The sequence below is a fragment of the Spirillospora sp. NPDC000708 genome (assembly GCF_040299565.1).
In the GTDB taxonomy this organism is placed as follows: Bacteria; Actinomycetota; Actinomycetes; order Streptosporangiales; family Streptosporangiaceae; genus Spirillospora.
This window is the reverse complement of record NZ_JBEPCJ010000017.1, coordinates 117,732-135,176: the sequence shown is the minus strand read 5'-3', so window position 1 is coordinate 135,176 and position 17,445 is coordinate 117,732. Positions and strand designations below refer to the sequence as shown.

General features: G+C 70.9%; 13 protein-coding genes. 7 read left to right on the top strand and 6 right to left on the bottom strand.

The features are described 5' to 3' along the window. Nucleotides 1–191: 191 nt before the first annotated feature. Nucleotides 192–1,553 carry a type VII secretion protein EccB gene (gene eccB / locus ABT299_RS15295; protein ID WP_500251134.1) on the bottom strand — a complete coding sequence of 454 codons (1,362 nt, stop codon included), beginning with the start codon at nt 1,551–1,553 and terminating at the stop codon, nt 192–194. Continuing rightward, complete coding sequence (eccD, locus tag ABT299_RS15290) at nt 1,553–2,944, bottom strand: type VII secretion integral membrane protein EccD (protein WP_500251133.1); 1,392 nt, start codon at nt 2,942–2,944, stop codon at nt 1,553–1,555. The genes eccB and eccD overlap by 1 nt, the downstream gene beginning before the upstream one ends. Before the next feature lie 135 nt (nt 2,945–3,079). Between eccD and eccCa the strand changes: the two genes are divergently transcribed. After that, entirely contained in the window at nt 3,080–7,090 is a 4,011-nt protein-coding gene (gene eccCa / locus ABT299_RS15285; protein WP_500251132.1) for a type VII secretion protein EccCa, read from the top strand. A 10-nt stretch (nt 7,091–7,100) separates the two neighbouring features. Here the strand turns inward: eccCa and ABT299_RS15280 are convergent, their stop codons facing one another. Both ABT299_RS15280 and ABT299_RS15275 read right to left on the bottom strand, forming a co-directional pair. Then, nucleotides 7,101–8,492, bottom strand: coding sequence for a S8 family serine peptidase (locus ABT299_RS15280; protein ID WP_500251131.1), 1,392 nt, complete (start codon nt 8,490–8,492; stop codon nt 7,101–7,103). A 90-nt stretch (nt 8,493–8,582) separates the two neighbouring features. Further along, the gene (locus ABT299_RS15275; protein ID WP_500251130.1) at nt 8,583–8,999 is read right to left on the bottom strand and encodes a hypothetical protein; all 417 of its coding nucleotides are present in this window, start codon (nt 8,997–8,999) and stop codon (nt 8,583–8,585) included. A gap of 234 nt (nt 9,000–9,233) precedes the next feature. On the opposite strand from ABT299_RS15275, the gene ABT299_RS15270 reads away from it, so the two are divergent. Together ABT299_RS15270 and ABT299_RS15265 are read left to right on the top strand one after the other, a co-directional pair. After that, entirely contained in the window at nt 9,234–9,419 is a 186-nt protein-coding gene (locus ABT299_RS15270) for a hypothetical protein (protein WP_190860440.1), read from the top strand. A gap of 169 nt (nt 9,420–9,588) precedes the next feature. Further along, nucleotides 9,589–11,397, top strand: coding sequence for a serine/threonine protein kinase (locus ABT299_RS15265; RefSeq protein ID WP_500251129.1), 1,809 nt, complete (start codon nt 9,589–9,591; stop codon nt 11,395–11,397). A gap of 218 nt (nt 11,398–11,615) precedes the next feature. Here ABT299_RS15265 and ABT299_RS15260 read toward each other — a convergent pair whose 3' ends face one another. After that, nucleotides 11,616–11,870 carry a DUF397 domain-containing protein gene (locus ABT299_RS15260; RefSeq protein WP_372442232.1) on the bottom strand — a complete coding sequence of 85 codons (255 nt, stop codon included), beginning with the start codon at nt 11,868–11,870 and terminating at the stop codon, nt 11,616–11,618. After that, complete coding sequence (locus ABT299_RS15255; protein ID WP_173096572.1) at nt 11,867–12,733, bottom strand: Sco1979 family transcriptional regulator; 867 nt, start codon at nt 12,731–12,733, stop codon at nt 11,867–11,869. The genes ABT299_RS15260 and ABT299_RS15255 overlap by 4 nt, the downstream gene beginning before the upstream one ends. A 224-nt stretch (nt 12,734–12,957) precedes the next feature. Here ABT299_RS15255 and ABT299_RS15250 point away from each other — a divergent pair, with 224 nt between their 5' ends. The 4 genes from ABT299_RS15250 to ABT299_RS15235 all read left to right on the top strand — a co-directional run bounded on the left by ABT299_RS15250 (nt 12,958) and on the right by ABT299_RS15235 (nt 16,972). Beyond that, complete coding sequence (locus ABT299_RS15250; protein ID WP_190860438.1) at nt 12,958–13,575, top strand: ATP-binding protein; 618 nt, start codon at nt 12,958–12,960, stop codon at nt 13,573–13,575. An 83-nt stretch (nt 13,576–13,658) separates the two neighbouring features. Continuing rightward, a complete protein-coding gene (locus ABT299_RS15245; RefSeq protein WP_190860436.1) occupies nt 13,659–14,012 on the top strand; it encodes an anti-sigma factor antagonist in 354 nt (117 codons plus the stop codon). Nucleotides 14,013–14,321: 309 nt separating this feature from the next. Continuing rightward, nucleotides 14,322–15,581 (top strand): M16 family metallopeptidase, encoded by a 1,260-nt coding sequence (locus tag ABT299_RS15240; RefSeq protein WP_387027604.1) that lies wholly within the window; start codon nt 14,322–14,324, stop codon nt 15,579–15,581. After that, entirely contained in the window at nt 15,578–16,972 is a 1,395-nt protein-coding gene (locus ABT299_RS15235; protein ID WP_500251128.1) for a M16 family metallopeptidase, read from the top strand. The genes ABT299_RS15240 and ABT299_RS15235 overlap by 4 nt, the downstream gene beginning before the upstream one ends. The last annotated feature ends 473 nt before the right edge of the window (nt 16,973–17,445 follow it).

The following is a 17,445-nucleotide window of genomic DNA, read 5'->3' as shown; positions in this document are numbered from 1 at the left end:
GACACTCGCCCGTACCGGCGAAAATCCCCATCCGCCCGATACGACGACACACCCCGTGACAACGAGCAAGATGAAGCGTAGAGACCGCCGATTCCGCCTGTCCATCAGGTAAGTCACCTGTGGATAACTATGGCGGGCGTCGCCGCTGGGCTGATCAGCGCAATCAGTCAAGTCCCTGATCGGTTCCACCGCTATTTGGCCGGAACCGGCCGCTGTGCAGCCGAAGATGTAAGGGTTGGCCCCTCTTTGAACAGTTGCAATAGATTCGCCGGAATTGGCGTCGCGTCCTTCGTTCCGTAGCCGAGTTTGGCGATGTCGTCGGCGGTGGGGATCGGGTAGCGGAGGCCCTGGTCGGTGAGGACGGAGAACGTCTGCAGCGGCTGGCCGGGGCCGGAGAGGGTGCCCGCGAACGTCCCGCCGCCGGGGAGGACGACCTGGTCGAGGCCGGAGGACGTCTGGCCGGACACGGCGGGAAGGCTGCCCCCGATGGTGAAGCGGGCGTCCGTCGATAGGTGGGACGCCTTCCGGTAGACGGTGCACAGGGGCTGCTGGGGGTCGTACGTGACGATGCGGGGCGGTGTGTCCGGCAGGGAGCGGTCGTACAGGTTGGTCTGGGACGGCTTGGACGCGGCCTGTGCGGGGGTGATGTCGCGCGGTGGGCCCGCTGCCAGTGAGTCGAGCAGGAGCCGGGCCTGCGTAGCGGAGATGCTGGCGAGACCGTCGGGAACTTGGACGTACCACCGTTCCGGGGTGCCCGCTATGGCGGCGACATGGAAGATCTGGCCCGCCGGCGCCGAGGTGTCGCCAGGGCCGGGGAACTCGTGTCCTTCCTGGGGGATGGAGGGCGCGGCATAGTCGGGCCCCTGGGGCAGACCGTTCAGCCAGCGTTCGTCCACGGGCACGGGCTGGTCGGCGCTGAGGCCGCGGGCGGCCTTCGGGGTGATCCGCATCCGGCTGTTGCGCCAGATGAGCCAGTCCTGGGATCCGCCCCTGACGACGACGCCTTGGGCGTCGGTGAGAGGGCGCCCTCCTATGTCGCGTCCGCCCACCAGGGAGACCGTGGATCCGCCCGAAGGTGCCGTAGTGCGGGCGCACAAAGACCATGACGTGTGGCTGGGCTTCCCTGGGGCGGGCAGGGACTCGGGGGCGCCCTGGATACCGGTGAGCGGGTCGCGTGGGTACTTCGCCAGGGACTTGGACGAGACCGCCTTGCGCTGGATGTCGGACGTCGGCATGGCCAGGCGGGCGGACGCGTAGTTGAGGAACGGGACGAGCTTGCGGTCCTGCCTGCTGTAGGCGTAGGTGGCGCCCGTCTCCTTCTCGATGATGAGGACGCCGGGGCGTTCGAGGTTGCGGGCGCCGCCCTTGAAGATGAGGCCGGTGATGCCGAATCCGGCTGCTACCAGGACGGCCACCATGACGCCGCAGAGCGTCCCGACGCCGGTGCGGCGCAGTGGGGACTCCGCGGCGCTCGGGCGGCCCTGGAGGAGCGCCAGGGCCACGCGCTGGGTCATCAGACGGTGCGCCTGGTACAGGTCCTTGCGGGTCTGCATCAGCCGGCCAGTCCGCGCAGCCAGGAGTACAGGCCGAGCAGCCCCAACGCGAGGGGCAGCAGGCTGATGATGAGCATGATGTCGACGATGTCGCCGGCACGGCCCCAGAAGGGTGACGGCTTGCGGACGGGGAGCCTTAGGGCCATGGCCGTCATGACGGCGACGGCCAGTGCGGCGGGGACGACGACCGTCAGCAGCGTCACGGCGGGGCCGGCCGTGGCGGCCTGGTGCAGGGCGAGGATGGCGAGGCCGGCGAGCCCTGACAGCAGCATCCAGAGGCGTTGTGAACGGCCGTGGAAGACACGCGCGCGCAGGAGGAGCACCAGGGAGAGGCAGAGGCTCATCGTCACGGGGAGCCATCCGTGCGTGGTCAGCAGGGAGAGCTGTGCGCCGAGCCCCGCCAGCCCTACGGCGGAGACCAGTCCGGTGGCGAAGCGGTCGGCTTCGCGCGTACGGCGTAGGAGGGTAGGGCCGTCGAAGGTCTGGGCGCTGCGGAGTTCTTCGGCGTTCTCCGGGACGGGAGGCAGGGGCAGGCGGGCAAGGCGGAACGCCAAGGACGGGATGAGGGCCGTGACTGCGAGGCCCAGGGAGGCGTCGAGGGCGGCCGTACCCGACGGGGACAGCCCGACCCCTTGGACGAGTGCGGCGGACACCAGTCCGAGCAGGGCGACGAACGCGATGCCCAGGAACGTCGGCAGGCCGTCGTGGATAGCGAAGGCGGAGACGACGGCGGCGAGAGTGACCGCTGCGAAGGCTGCCGCCAGGTGGGGCGTTCCTAGGTCCAGAAGAGGCACGGGCCTGGCCGGCGCTAGGAGGCCGCCTAGGAACGCGTATGGAAGCGCGCTGTAGCCGAACACGGCTCCGGCCCCCGAATCGCCCAGCGCGCGCGACAGGACGATGCCCGCCAGCAGGAGCACTACGGCGACACCGGCGGACACGGCCGTCAGCAGCCCCCAGGGCGGCCCCGACAGGGCGATGCCCACGGCGCCCAGGCCGAGGGTTGCTGCGCCGGCGAGGAGGCCGAAGCGCCGGGTGGTCTCCGGGCGCCACCGGTCGGCATGCTCGTTCACCCCAGTGGCGACGACGTCGGCCACGTCGTCGAACGCGACCTCGGGGAACTGGGACAGCTCGGGCCGGAAGTAGAGGATCTCCCCGTCTCGGACGCCGAGGGAGGACAGCGAGCGGGACTCGTCGAGGGGCGCCTCGTCCAGCCGCTGCAGCACCCAACCGGAGTGCGCGAGCCCGGCGTCGGCCAAATTGTTGCCCGCGACCTGCAGCAACGTCGGAAGCATGTGGGAAAGGGGAATGTCTCCGGGCAGCGAGAGGTCCAGCCTGCGGTGCGGGGCGACGACGACCACGCGGCACAGGTCGGCGCCCGTCGAGGTATTCACGCGACCTCCGTTCGTAGCGATGACCGCACATTCACTATCAGCCGGGGCCGTTTTCCGCCACCTGGAGAATGGCTTTACATCGGGCGGCGGTCCGCGTCCGGGATCACTAGGATGACCGAAAATTGACTCCGGGTCATGACGATGCGAAGGGACGCGGCCGTGGGAATCGTGGTGGTGCGGCGGCCGGAAAGGCGGCCGCCTCCGCGGCTGCCCGAGGGCGAGATCGTGCTGGAGCCTCCCCCGGAGATCCCGGAGACGATCAGCCAGGGGTTCGCGAACGCGCTGATGTACCTGCCGATGGCGGCCAGCGGCGCCGCCATGGGGCTGATGTTCATGGGCGGCGCGGGCGGCGCCGGCGGCGGCAACCCGATCATGTGGGTGGCGTCCGGCCTGTTCGTCCTGTCGATGGTCGGCATGGGCTTCGGGCACATGGGGCAGGGGGCGGGCGAGCGGAAGCAGCGGCTGAACGGGGCGCGCCGCGACTACTACCGCTACCTGGACCAGATGCGCGCGCGCGTGCGGAAGGCCGCGGCACAGCAGCGGGAAGCCCTGGAGTGGAGCGGGCCCAGCCCGCGGACACTGTGGTCGCTGGCGATGAGCCACCGGCTGTGGGAGCGGCGCCCGGCGGACGACGACTTCGGCCAGGTGCGGATCGGGCGCGGGCGGCAGAGGCTCGCGCTGGAGCTCGTCACTCCGGAGACCAAGCCGATCGAGGACCTGGAGCCGATGTGCGCCGGTGCGCTGCGGCGCTTCGTGCGCGCCCATGCGACGGTCCCCGACCTCCCCGTCGCGGTGTCGTTGCCGGCGTTCGCGCGGATCGTGGTGACGGGTGACCCGATCGCGGCTCGGTCCATGGCGCGGGCGCTGGTGGCGCAGCTTGTCACCTTCCATACGCCGGACGACGTGCGCCTCACCATCTGCGCGTCGCCGGACCGGATGAGGCACTGGCAGTGGGCCAAGTGGCTGCCGCACTGCCTGCACCCCACGGAGGAGGACGCTGCGGGGCCTGTGCGCCTCACAGGGCACTCGCTTGCGGACCTTGAGGCTCTACTTGAGGACGACCTGAAGGACCGCCCTCGGTTCTCTCCTGGGGTCGACACCCAGGATCTTCCGTTCCACGTGGTGGTGATGGACGACGGCATCGTCCCGGCGGACTCGCAGATAGGCGCGGACGGCATCAAGGGCGTGTGCGTCATCGACCTCAGCGGTTCCGTAGCGCCGACGTCCGACGCGACCATGCTGCGCCTGCACGTCACCAACGACGGCATGCAGATGCTGGAGCGCGACCACACCGGCAAGGACGTGTCCAGTCCGCTGGGTAAGGCGGACTGGTTCACGCCCGTGCAGGCGGAGGGTCTCGCGCTGCGCCTGGCGCCGTTGCGGGCGGGCGCCGCGGACGAGCCGGAGCAGAACGCGCTGGCCGGCAATCTCACTTTGACGTCGCTGCTCGGTCTGGCCGGGCCCTACGACATCGACCTTCGCTCTACCTGGCAGCCGCGGGCGCAACGCAACCGGCTACGCGTTCCCATAGGCGTGGACTCCGACGGCCGTACCGTGGAGCTCGATATCAAGGAGTCCGCGCAGGGCGGCATGGGTCCGCACGGGCTGCTGATCGGTGCGACCGGTTCGGGTAAGTCCGAGCTGTTGCGGACGCTGGTTCTGGCCTTGGCGGTCACGCATTCCTCGGAGACGCTCAACTTCGTCCTTGTCGACTTCAAGGGCGGGGCGACGTTCCTCGGGCTGGAACGCCTGCAGCATGTGTCGGCGGTCATCACGAACCTGGAGGAGGAGCTTCCGCTCGTCGACCGCATGTACGACGCGCTCCAGGGGGAGATGATCCGGCGGCAGGAACTGCTGCGGGCCGCCGGTAACTACGCCTCGCTGCGCGACTACGAGCGCGCGCGCGAGCAGGGTGCCCAGTTGGCCCCGCTGCCGACGCTGTTCGTGGTGCTGGACGAGTTCTCCGAGTTGCTGGCCGCCAAGCCGGAGTTCGCGGAGCTGTTCGTGATGATCGGGCGCCTGGGGCGTTCCCTGGGCGTGCACCTGCTCCTCGCCTCGCAGCGGTTGGAGGAGGGCAAGCTGCGGGGACTCGATTCGCATCTGTCGTACCGGATCGGGCTCCGCACGTTCTCGGCCATGGAGTCGCGGGTGGTCCTGGGTGTGCCGGACGCCTACGAGCTGCCGTCCCAGCCCGGCAACGGTTACCTCAAGGTCGATGTCAGCGACATGGTCCGGTTCAAGGCGGCGTACGTGTCGGGGCCGGTCGAGGAGGAGGAGCGCACACAGACGGCCGCTGCCGGTACGGGGACGCCGCGCCAGATCATTCCCTACAGCACGGCTTATGTTCCCCCGCAGACGCCGCGTCAGCCCGCTCTCGAGCAGTCTGGTGCCGGGCCGGAGTCGGGCGAGACTCTGTTCAAGGCCGTCATCGATCAGCTCGCAGGGCAGGGTCCTGCAGCGCACCGCATCTGGCTGCCGCCGCTGGACGTTCCCCCCACGATCGACCAGTTGCTTCCCCCGTTGACGCCCACGCGCGAGCACGGCCTGACAGCGGCGGGCTGGGAGGGCCGTGGCCGTCTCGCCGCCGTGGTGGGGATCGTCGACCGGCCGTTCGACCAGCAGCGCGTCCCGTTCTGGGTGGATCTGTCGGCGGCGGCCGGGCATGTGGGGATCGCAGGCGCGCCGCAGACGGGCAAGTCCACGATCCTGCGCTCGCTCATCACGTCGCTCTCGCTGCTACACACTCCGGAGGAGGTGCAGTTCTACTGCCTGGACTTCGGTGGCGGCACGCTCGCCGGCCTTTCAGGGCTGCCGCATGTGGGCGGGGTGAGCAACCGGCTCAACGCCGATCGCGTCCGCAGGACGGTCGCCGAGGTGTCCACGCTCCTTGAGCGGCGTGAGCGGGAGTTCGCCGAACGCGGCATCGACACCATCGCGACGTATCGGCGTCTACGGGCGGCCGGTCAGATCCCCGGTGACGGGTTCGGAGACGTGTTCCTCGTAGTGGACGGGTGGATGACGCTGCGCCAGGAGTACGAGCACCTGGAGGAGGTCATCACCGACATGGCCGCGCGCGGGCTCGGCTTCGGCGTGCACGTGGTGGCGACGGCCGGCAAGTGGTCGGAGTTCCGGATGGGGATCCGGGACGTGTTCGGCACACGGCTGGAACTGCGCCTGGGCGACTCCTACGAGTCGGAGATCGACCGACGGCTGGCCGAGAACGTCCCCGAGGGGCGCCCGGGGCGTGGCCTCACGCGGGACCGCCTGCATTTCCTGGCCGCGCTGCCGCGCCTGGACGGGAAGGGCGGCGCCGACGACCTCGGCGACGGCGTGGCGAAGATGGTGGAGGCGGTCGCGGGAGCCTGGCAGGGGCCCCAGGCGCCGCCCGTGCGGCTGCTGCCGGACCTGCTGCCGTCCTCGGCCCTGCGGGAGGCTCTCGGGGACGCTGAGACGCCGAAATGGCGCGTCCCCGTCGGGATCGACGAGGACGCCCTGTCGCCGGTCCTGCTGGACTTCGCCGCCGACCCGCACTTCGTAGTCGTCGGCGACACCGAGTGCGGCAAGTCGAACCTGCTGCGGCTGATCACCGAGGGCATCGTGGCCGGCCACGGCCCCGACGAGGCGAAGCTGATCTTCATCGACTACCGGCGCGCGCTCCTCGACACGGCCGACACCGACCACCGCGTCGGCTACGCCGCTTCGGCGTCGGCCGCCACGGAGCTGGTGGCCGATCTGGTGGACGCCCTCAACGACCGCCTCCCTCCGGCCGACCTCACCCCGGAGCAGTTGCGTAAGCGGTCCTGGTGGAAGGGGTCGGACGTGTTCGTCGTCGTCGACGACTACGACCTCGTCGCCACGGCGAACAACCCGCTGTTGCCGCTCCTGGACCTTCTCCCCCAGGCGCGTGACATCGGCCTTCACCTCGTCCTGTCCCGGACCATGGGCGGGATGGGCCGCGCCCTGTACGACCCGGTGATTCAGCAGTTGAAGGACTTGGCCGCACCGGCGCTCATCATGTCCGGCAGTAAGGAGGAGGGCGCGCTCTTCGGCGAGGTGCGCGCGACGCCACTGCCGGTGGGCCGGGGCACCTTCACCGACAGGCGCAACGGCGCACGCCTGGTGCAGACCGCCGTACTCGACGACTAACGGAGGTCGCTCAGTGGTGGGCGCCGATGGTGCCGCCCTCGGTGCCGGTGACGATCGGCTCCTCGTCCTCTTCCCGGTCGCCTAGGACGACGCGTCCGGGACGCCATCCGCGGCGTTTCCCCATGGGAACGACGATGCCGCACAGCGCCGCCAGTGCCGCGAGCCCTACGGCGCCTGCCGCGACACCTATAGCGATGTCGGTCGTATGGCCGTCCGGGTGCGATGGCGCCGCCAGTTTCACCGGGTGCAGTGAGGGTTGCGCCGTCGCCGCTCCAGGGGCGTCCTCGCCGGGCACTATCGCGGTGACGGCCTGCGTCGGGTTCACCATGCCGCGCCCCGTGCCGTCACCAACGTTGCCGTCGGCGGTCGACAGAACGCGCCGGACGACCTGGTCCTGATGCAGCGCGGGGTGGCTCGCCCGCACCAGCGCCACGAGACCCGACACGTAGGCGGCGGCGAAGCTGGTCCCTTCCGCTTGGGGGTTGTAGCCGCCGCCGGGCCACGGAATGGTGAGATCCCTTCCGGGCGCACCCACGTCCACCCTGGACTGCAGGCCGGACGACTCGATGCGGTGGCCGTCCTCCCCCAGCGACGCGACGGAGATGACCCCCGGATAGCTCGCGGGGTAGGCGGGGCCATCGTTTCCGTCGTCCCTGGTGGCGTTGCCCGCCGCGGCGACGACGACCGCATCGTGGTCCTGCGCGTAGCGGACGGCCTGCTCCAGGGCCGAGGACGGAGCGGCCGCTATGGAGACGTTGACGACCTGAGCACCAGCGTCGACCGCCTTACGGATGGCGCTCGGAAGGCGCTCGCCGCCGTGCTCGTCGCGGTCGGCGTTCTGCTGTTTGACGATGACGAGGCTGGCGCCTGGCGCGACACCGGTCAGCGGGATCCCTTGGGAGGTAAGGTCGCGGCCAGCGATGAGCGCGGCGACACCGGTGCCATGGCCGGCGCAGTCCTTCTTGCCCGTTGCGGTGAGATCGGTGTAGTCGGCGACGCGCCCCTCCAGCATCGTGTGACCGGCGTCCACGCCGCTGTCGACGACGGCCACCTTGACGCCCTGTCCCCGGGTCAGGCCCCACACACGCTGGAAGGCGAGCCGCTTCTGCGCCCAGGATTCCTTGATCGCCCCGCGGTAGCCGCGCGGGAGGTCGCATGTGACCGGAATCTGCGTGGCCGGTGGCGGCGCACTAGTGGACGGCTTAGGGGTCGGCTTGGCGGAGGGTTTGGCGGACGGTGTCGTCGTGGGCTTCGACGATGGCTTCTTCGACGGCGAGGACTTCGGCGACGGCTCCACTACGGGACGTCCGAACGCGGTGCCTGGTACGGCAGCGGACGCCGGTGAGGCGGGCCACGAGGACGCCAGTAAGACACCGGCCGCAACGAGTCCGATCGCGCGCATCGCCTTCTCCCCCGGGGGCATGGGTGGCTGCTCGGCGAACGACTGTAGAGGAATCCTTACGCCGTTGGCATCGCACCTGTAGGGGAGCTGTCAAGGAGCGTGGCGCCGGTGGTCCCGCCGTAGCCGGACGGTCATCAGGACCGCTGCGATCACCGCGCCCAGGAGGAAACCCACAAGGAAGCCGGTACGGGAGTCCGCCGGCGCGAAGGCGAGCCATCCTGCGCAGACCACGATGACGAAGGCCGCATAGCACGAGATGAACACGTAGAAGCGCTTGCTGCGGAAGAACCGCCTGGCCGGAACGTCGGGCAGTGCCTGCTCCCAGGCATCGTCTCCAGGCGAGGTCAGCCGTGCGGCGAATTCCTCTACGGGACCGAACTCCTCTTCCGGGGCCTTCCCTGACTCCGCTACGTACGCGGCAAGGTCGTCCACCGTCTCCGACACCTCGCCCGCGGGGACGCCGCTGGCGCGCAGCCGTTCCGCGAGATCGTCGAAGTAGGGAGCCATGGCGGCCATCTTCACAGCCGGGCGTACGGGGGACAAACCGGCTCCTGGCTGGGACGGCACCGGGAGCCCCGCGCCCAGACGGTGGCTCGGAGACGGCCACGGCACCTCATCCTCGCTAAACGGAACGATCACTCGGAATAGCCGGAAGGATCTTGCGGTTGCAACTAACGTGCGAACCCCGGCCCTTGGGGTAGCACGTACGCCACGTCCACCACGACCCCCTGGAGGCGAGCCATGCCCAGCAGCATCCTTCGGCCCCGCGCCAACAACGGCCGCAAACACGTGAAGTCCACCTCGCTGCGCGCGCTCGCGGTCGCAGCGCGGCTGGAACGACACCATGCCCCGGAGGGCCCACCGGGCCGCTCCCCCGGCCGGGACGAGCAGCCGCCGCCCGAGCGGCGGACGCCGGACCCGGCCTGACCCCAGCACGAGCGGCCACATCCGGCCGCCGCATCCGGAGCCCTCGCGCACCCGCGCGAGGGCTCCGGCATGCCGGGCCGGGGACCTAGATCAACCGTTTCACGAAGCGCATACCATCTTGTGGCCCTAGTCTTACGAGACGAAGCGACAGTAACGGGGAGCGAGTGGTGTGACGGACAGGACGATGCCGGACGCCCATCCGCTGCGGTCGGGGGACCCGACCGAGCTGGGTGGATACGAGATCCTGGGCCGTTTGGGAGAGGGCGGGCAGGGCGCGGTCTTCCTGGGCCGGCCGTCCGGCGCGCAGGCCTCGGTCCGCTCCTCCGACCATGTCGCGATCAAGCTGCTGCACGGCGGGCTCGCCGGGGACGAGTCCGCGCGGGCCCGGTTCGTGCGGGAACTGGAGGTCGCCAAGCGCGTGGCCCGGTTCTGCACAGCGCAGGTCCTCGACGCCGACCTCGCAGGCGACCAGCCGTACATCGTCAGCGAGTACGTCCCCGGGCTGTCCCTGCACCGGGTGGTCCGTGAGGAGGGTCCCCGTACCGGTGGCGCGCTCGAGCGCCTCGCCATCAGCACGCTGACGGCGCTCACCGCGATCCACCAGGCCGGGATCGTCCATCGCGACTTCAAGCCGCACAACGTGATGATGGGCCCGGACGGCCCCCGCGTGATCGACTTCGGAGTGGCGCGCGCGCTGGGCGCGGCAGGTGAGACCCAGAACGTCGGTACACCCGCCTACATGGCGCCCGAGCACTTCACGGGCGGCCAGGTGGGCCCCGCATCGGACATGTTCGCCTGGGGCACCACCATGGTGTTCGCCGCCACCGGACGGCCCGCGTTCGGCAATGACGAGATGGCGACCGTCATGAACCGGATCATCACCGGTGAGCCGGACATCGGCGACCTGTCCGGTCCGATGCGCGACCTGGTGCTGGCGTGCCTGGCCAAGGAGCCCTCGCAGCGTCCCACCGCACGGGAGGCCCAAGAGCGCCTCGTGGGAGCGGCCAGCGGCACCTCCCAGGGGGCCGCCGCGGTGCCGCCCCTCCCCACCTTCCCGGGGCTCGCCGTGGAGAACGCGGCGCCCGGCCATCCGGGATCGACCGACCCGAACGCTCCGCCGTCGGTGATGGCGGGAACGTTCCTGCCGCCCGACCGCGTCTCCGACGCGACCGGCCCGCGGAACGCGACGATGCCGCAGCCGCCGCCGTACGGCGAGATGGCGCCGCAGCCGACCGATCCCCGGTACGCGCCGCCGCCGGCTCCCCCAGGCCTTCCAGGGCCGTCCTATGCGCCGCCGGCGGGCGGGAAGAAGCGCGGGCGTCTCGTGCCGATCGCGGCCGCGCTGGCGGTGGCCGCCGTCATCGTGGGCGGTGGCGCGGTATGGGCCGGTACGAGGTCGGGTGGCGACGGCCACGACGACGAAGGCGTCACGGCCTCCGAACGGAGCCCTGGCACGGACGGAGGCGCGGCCGGCGCAGGCGGCACCACCGGATCGGCGAACGGCCCGACGAACCCGAAGCAGCCCGGCAAGGGCAAGCAGCAAGGGCTGGGAAAGGGGCAGGACCCCGCCAACCCTAAGAAGAAGCAGGGCGGAAAGCAGCAGCAGCCGGGCGGGTCGACGCCGACCAAGGGCACCGGAGGCGGCGGGTCCTCGGGCCAGGAGCCGCCCAACAAGTACACGCCGCAGCAGGCGTGCGGCAGCGGCTACAACGTGCAGCGCTCCGTGTCCGGTTCCGGGGGCACCGCCTACCTGCTGTACAGCAACAGCACCAAGAAGAACTGCGCCGTCACGATGAAGACCAAGAACGTGGGCAAGGCCTCCGCGGTCTCGGTGTGGCTCCAGGCCCAGGGCCGCAGCCGCACCGGTGACAGCGGCTCGTACGCCTGGTACGCGGGACCCGTGTACGTGAGCGCGCCGGGAGTGTGCGTCCGCTTCGGAGGCAATGGCGCCACCGCCCCCTACGGCAACTGCGGCTGACCCGGCGTCCGGCTGGGAGATCGGCCCGGCCCGGAGCACAAGAAGGCACGGAGCACAAGAAAAGGCCACCCTCGCGCCGGGGTGGCCTCTGCCGTGTTCGTTCTTCGCCCTGGCGGACGGGTCGACGTGCGGTGCACCGTAGCCGACCCGCCGCGTTTCGACGTGCCGTGCGGCCCTCGTGCAGCCGGACGGCGTTGTTTGGCGGTTTTCCTGGAGTGTCAGTTGCGGGAGGCGATGAGGTGGTCGAAATCGCCGTCCTTGGCACCGAGGATGAGCGCCTCGATCTCAGGGCGGGTGTAGATGAGGGCCGGGCCCTCCGGGTGGCGGGAGTTGCGCATCGCGACCTGCCCACCGGGCAGCTCGGCGATCTCTACACAGTTCCCCTGGGAGTTGCTTCGCCGGGACTTCAGCCACCGCGCCCCGTGGAGCTTGGTCGCGGGCATCCCGTTGTCGTAGTCGGTCTGGAGCATCATGTCTCTCTGAGAAAATCACCAAGAAGCTCGACGGTGCGCTCCGGGGTCGCACTGTCGACGCACAGGCGTTCCATCGCCTGCAGATAGGTGTCGACGTCGTCGCGCTTGTCCAGGTACATGGCGCCGGTGAGGTTCTCGACGTAAACCACGTCCGGCAGGTCCTGCTCGGGAAAGCGCAGGATCGTGAACGCCCCTCCCTCGGCGGCGTGGCCGCCGAACCTGAACGGCATGATCTGGATGGTGACGTTGGGCAGCTTCGACATCTCGATGAGGTGCTCGAACTGGCCCCGCATCACCTCCGGCCCCCCGATGGGACGCCGCAGCGCCCCCTCGTCGATGACCGCCCACAGACGCGGGGCGTCCGGGCCGGTGAGCCGTTCCTGCCGTTGCAGGCGCAGTTCCACGCGCTGGTCGATCTCGTGTTCGGCGGCTCCGGCGTTGCCCAGGCGTATGACCGCACGCGCATACCCCTCCGACTGCAGCAGTCCCGGGACGAACTGCAGCTCGTACGTGCGGATCAACGCCGCCGACTCCTCCAGGCCCACATAGGTCTGGAACCAGCCGGGCAGCACGTCGTTGTACCGGTGCCACCAACCAGGGGTGTTGGCCTCCCGCGCCAGCTGTATCAGCGCCTCGCGTTCGGCCTTGTCGCCGACGCCGTACAGCGTGAGGAGGTCGTCCACGTCGCGTTCTTTGAAGCTGACGCGCCCGAGCTCCAGGCGGCTGATCTTCGACTCCGACGCGCGGATGACGTAGCCGGCGTCCTGACGGGTCACGCCCTTCTGCTCGCGCAGACGGCGCAGCTGCGACCCGAGCAGGATCCGACGAACCGTCGACCCGCTTCCCGGCGTCTCTGGAGTCACGCCCAACCTCCCGGCTATTCGGCGGACAGCGAACCTAGTGTGCCACTGGCCTCCGTGTCCTGCGGTTACCTCCGATCATCCGCGTGCAGCCCGGTCGCCCCACACCCCCACAACCCGGATGCACGTGCATTGGGCCTTGCATTCGCACGCTACGATGCGCAGGATAACGCACGAGACTTCCGAGCCACGGCTGCACAACGAGATCACTCTGCGGGGTCCGGGGAATGACGTCACGCCAGGCGCACGACGACACGCGGTGGGAACTCGGCTCCCTCGCGGGGCCGGCGGTCCCACGGGACCATGCCGTGCACTCGACGCCCATACCCGAGTCGTGCGATCTCCCTCCGCGCCTCGACGCGGCCGTGACCGCGCTGACGGAGCCCGCCGGGCCCGCGGCCTCTTTCATCGTCCGGCCCGACCCCGAGTCGGTCACCGAGGCCAGGCACTTCGCGCTCTCCCGGCTGTCCGAATGGGGCCTGCAGGAGCTGACCGACGACGTGGGCCTGGTGGTCTCCGAACTCGTCACCAACGCGCTGCGGCACAGCGGCAGGGCGACCTGCGGGCGGCCGGGCGACGACGTGCACCGCGAGGGCGTGTACGACGACCCGGCCGACCCGCTGGGCTCGGCGCCGTCCGCGATCCGGCTGCGGCTCGTGCACCAGAAGCCCTGGCTGCTGTGCGGGATCATGGACGCGAGCCAGGCCGCGCCCCGCCGCAAGGAGCCCGACTACATCGCCGAGACGGGCCGCGGACTGCACCTCGTCGAGTCGTTCAGCGTCCGGTGGGGATGGCGGACCCTCTCCCGCGGGAAGATCGTATGGGCGCTGTTCCGTTCGCCCTGAGGGATTCCACCCTGAGGGATAACGTCCCGTTCCGCTGGGTATAGGGGACTGTCCCCCCGACGAACGGCAGAGAGGGAGCAACGGTGGAGTTCGCCGTCGAGCACCGCGTCGAAAAAGGTCTCACCGTAGTGAAGATCAGTGGCGAGATCGACGTCTTCACGAGCCCCCGGCTGCGCGAGGAACTGCTCGGCATCATCGACAGCGGCGGGCTGCACCTGGTCATCGACCTGGGCGAGGTCACCTTCCTCGACTCCACCGGTCTCGGCGTGCTGGTCGGCATCTACCACCGGCTCCGCGCGCGCGACGGCTCCATGTCCTTCATGGGAGTGAACGACCGCGTCCGGCGCGTCTTCCATGTGACCCAGCTCACCAAGATTTTCGTGCTGCACCGGTCGCTGGAGGACGCCATCGCGGCCCACGAGGCCGCCGCACCCTGATCGCCGCACCCGCCGCACCCTGATCGCCGCGCTCGGGCCGCCGGGTTCGGGCCGCCGCCGTTCGCCGCGTCCGGCCCCCGGCCCGGCGGCGGAGGACTCCGCTCGCCCCGCTTCTCCGATCGACTTGTCGGCTTTTCTCCTGACATTCAGGGTGGCGTGCCGCGGAGTTATCCACAGTTCGCCGCGAAGGCGCCGTGCCCGGTCGCAACCGGTACGGTGAGTCAGAGATCAAGCCCGCCGCCTGGGCACCGCCCATCCGACGCGCGCGGTGCTGTCGTCAGCCGATCATCGAACGGACGGGAGCGCTCCGTGGCAGAACAGCCGCTGCATGAGCACACGCTCGGCAATGGCCTGCGCGTGGTGGTCTGCGAGGACCATGTCGTACCGCTGGCAGCCGTGAACATCTGGTACGGCGTCGGCTCGCGGCACGAGCGGGCCGGCCGGACCGGCCTCGCCCACCTCTTCGAGCACCTGATGTTCCAGGGCTCCGCCAATGTCGCCGAGGGCGAGCACGCCGCGCTGCTGGAGAGCGCCGGCGCCGCGTTCAACGCCAGCACCTCCTTCGAACGCACCAACTACTACGAGACGGTCCCCATCAGCCACCTGGAACTGGCCCTGTGGCTGGAGGCCGACCGGATGGGCACGCTGCCCGCCGCGCTCACGCAGGCCAACCTCGACAACCAGCGCGACGTGGTGAAGAACGAGCGCCGCCAGCGCTACGACAACCAGCCCTACGGCACCGCGTTCGAGCGCCTGTGCGCCCTCACCTTCCCCGGCGGGCACCCCTACGCGCACACCCCGATCGGGTCCATGGAGGACCTGGACGCGACCACCCTCGAAGACTGCGCCGACTTCTTCGGGACCTGGTACGCGCCGGGCAACGCGGTCCTGTCCGTCGTCGGGGACGTCGACGCCGAGAAGACCATCGCGGCGGTCGAACGGTACTTCGGCGGCATCCCCGCCGGCCCGCAGAAGCCGCCGCCCCGGCCCGGCGACCTCGGCCCCCTCACCGGCGTGCGCGACGAGACCCTCGACGAGGACGTCCCCTCCCCCGCCTACTTCGCGATGTTCACGCTGCCCTCCGACGGCGGCGACGACATCGAGGCGGCCGAACTCGCGGTGGAGATCCTCGGCGGCGGATCCGGTTCGCGCCTCTACGACCGGATGGTCCGCCGCGACCAGATCGCCACGGAGGTCTGGGCCGGCGTGACCCGGCTGTCCACCGGGCAGTCGCTGGCCATCGTGGACGCCATCGGCCCGGAACCGGACAAGATCGCCGCCGTGCTGGACGAGGAGCTCGCCCGGTTCGCCGCGGACGGCCCCGACGCCGACGAGACCGCACGCGCCACCGCGCAGGCCGAGCGGGGCTTTCTGGAGCAGACCGAGACGGTCACCGGACTGGCCAACGCGCTCTCCCAGAACGCCACCCAGTTCGACGACCCCGCCCGGGTCTTCACCGCCCCCGGACGGGCCGCGGCCGTCACCGCAGACGCGATCAAGGAGATGGCGGGCCGCTGGCTCGCCCCGGGCGGCCGCACCGCCCTGACCTACGGAGGTACGCCGTCGTGACCGGTCCCAGCCCCGACCTGCCTCCCGGTACCGCGGGCATCGCGCTCCAGCCCCGCCCGGTGCCCGGACCGGTCCCGCCGTGGGCGTTCCCGGCCGGCACCGCGGGCCGGGTCCCCGCCGGGCCCGCGACCCTGCGCGTCGACCTGCCCGGCCGCAACCTCGCCGCGGTCAGGCTCGTGCTGCACTCGGGCGCCGGCCGCGAGCCCGAGGGCCTGGACGGCGTCGCCACGCTCACCGCGCACGCGCTGCTGGAGGGCACCGAGCCCGGCGGCGGCACCGCGCTGACCGCCGCGTTCGAGCGGCTCGGCGCCAGCCTCTACGCCTCCGCCGACCTGACCGCGCTGCGGATCGCGCTGGACGTCCCGGTGACCCGGCTCGGCGCCGCCCTGGAGCTGTTCTCCTCGGTGGTGCGCCGTCCCGCGCTGGACGACGCGGACGTGCGGCGCCTCGTCCGCGAACGGCTGGAGGAGATCGCGCAGGAGGACGCCGACCCCGGCTCCCGCGCCATGCGGGAACTGCGCGCGGTGATGTTCCCCGCCGAGGCTCGCGCGTCCCGCCCGACCGGCGGCACCCGGACCTCGGTCGGCGGGCTCCAGGGCTCCGACATCCGCGACTTCTACGCCTCGGTGGTGCCCGCCGAGGCGACCGCCGTCGTCGCGGGCGACCTGGCGGGCACCGACGCCGACGCGGCCCTCACCGCGGCGCTGGAGGGCTGGACCGGCAGCGGCGGACCGCTCCCGACCGCCGACCGGATCATGCCCGAGTCGGCCGCCCGGATCGTCGTGGTGGACCGTCCCGGCTCCGTGCAGACCTACCTCGCCCTCGGGCACGGCGTGCCCGACCGCTCCCACCACGACTGGCCGTCCCTGGTGGTCGCCTCCCACGTGCTGGGCGGCGGCCTGACGTCCCGGCTCAACGCGGTGCTGCGGGAGGAGAAGGGCTACACCTACGGTGTGCGCGCGGGACTGCTGCGCATGCGGCACTGCGGGCTGTTCATCGCTCAGGGTGCCGTCCACACCGAGGTCACCGCCGACGCGGTCGCGGACGCCCTCACCGAGCTCCGCAGCATCATCACCCGGGGGATCGACGCCGAGGAGCACGGTTCGTCCGTCCGCGCGCTGGCCGACCGGGCGCCCGCCGAGTACGAGACGGCCCGCGCCGTCGCCGCCGAACTCGCCGACGCGTCCGCCAGCGGGCTCGGCGCCGACTACCCCAGCAACTACCTGGCGGCCGTGCGTGCGTCCACCCCGGACGGTGTCGCCCGCACCTACAACAAGCACATCGACCCCGAGGGGCTCACCATCATCGCCGTGGGCGACGCCGCGCAGATCCGCGAACCGCTGGAGAAGCTCGGCTACGCCCCGGTCACCGTCACCTCGAAGGAGGAGTGACCACCGTCCGCCCTCGCCCCCGCCGGGCCGCGGGGCCAACCCCCGCAGCCCGGCGACACGGCCCAGCAGCACCAGCCGACGAACACCAGCCGTCGATGCGATGCCGCCGCACCCGACCGCGCGCGGCATCGGCGGAACGTCCCAGGACGTCACACGCCAACCAGGCACAAGCTGACGACAGCCGCAGGCCAGCGCACCACAACAGGCGCGGAGCCGACGCACACGACCCGACGGCGACCGCCGGCCTCAACACCAGAGACTGGCGGCACGGAGCTGAGGGCGCAGCCCGACGGGCGTGAGCCCGAGGCAGGCCGACGAGCACGACCCGACCGAGGCCGCGGTCTGAACACCAGGGAACGACAGCGCAGGACGACGGCACGAGCCGACGAGCATGAGCCCAAGCCAGGCCGACGAGCACGACCCGACCGAGGCTGTGGCCTTACGCCAGGGAACGACGGCGTGTGGCGACGTCG